Source organism: Herbiconiux daphne, from assembly GCF_024979295.1.
GTDB classification, from domain to species: Bacteria; Actinomycetota; Actinomycetes; order Actinomycetales; family Microbacteriaceae; genus Herbiconiux; species Herbiconiux daphnes.
In genome coordinates, this window is the sequence record NZ_JANLCJ010000210.1 from 1 (window position 1) to 918 (window position 918).

The window sequence follows — 918 nt, forward strand, 5'->3', positions numbered from 1 at the left end:
GGCTCTAGCTACGTCGATCGTACTGTATGGGAAGCGGTAAATGGTACTCTTCAAGACCTGCTCAACGTCTTCACCGCTGGTGAGGATGCTGTAAGCTTTGCTTCCGTTGACGAGAGAGATGCTGACGCGGCTAAATTAGCTACACAGGTTGTTAATCAAATCCTTCTTCGTGATAATCAGGGATATAACGTCCTTGCTTCCGCGTTGAAAGAATGTTTAGTGACTCGTAACTCTTTTGTTAAACGCTATTGGTCAGAAGATGAGAAAGCCATGACTGAAAAAGTCGAAGGTGTTAATCCTGACGAATTGCAAGCATACATCCAAGGTCTTGAAGATGCTGGTGTAGAGAAAATTGAGGTAGTTGGAACAGAACGTGACGATGGTTTAATCGACGCTGACGTTAGCTACGTCTTAAAAATCAAAAGAGTTAAAGTGGATTACGTTCCATTGGAAGAAGTATTGGTCGACCAATGGGCTACTAGTATTCAGACTGCGACTTACTTCGCTCACAGGACGCGTAAAACTAAACAAGAGCTATTGGAACTTGGTTTTCCGGAAGATGAAATCAACAATGTAACCGAATGGAACACCACTGAAGAGATTTCACAACAGCAGATTGTTGCATGGGCTCGTACGGACTGGCGTAATGATTGGCATCAGGATATTGGTACAGATAGTGATGATCACGCACAGCAGGTATGGCTGTATGAGCAGTACGTCCGTACATCAGACTTAAACGATGATGGCATTATCAGGTTGTATCAGGTATTCGATGCAGGCGACCGCATTCTAGAAATCAACGAAGTAGATGATATTCCATTCGAGACCTTCTGTCCTTATCCGATTCCTGGAACAATCTTCGGTGAATCAGTTTATGACATCACTAAAGATATTCAGGATCTTCGTACAGCGTTAATT

At 43.2% G+C, this 918-nt stretch carries 1 protein-coding gene; it reads left to right on the plus strand.

Going from position 1 to position 918, the window contains the following annotated elements:
- Window positions 1-918: portal protein (locus tag N1032_RS24155; RefSeq protein WP_259543015.1), on the plus strand; the 918-nt coding region annotated here is incomplete at both ends.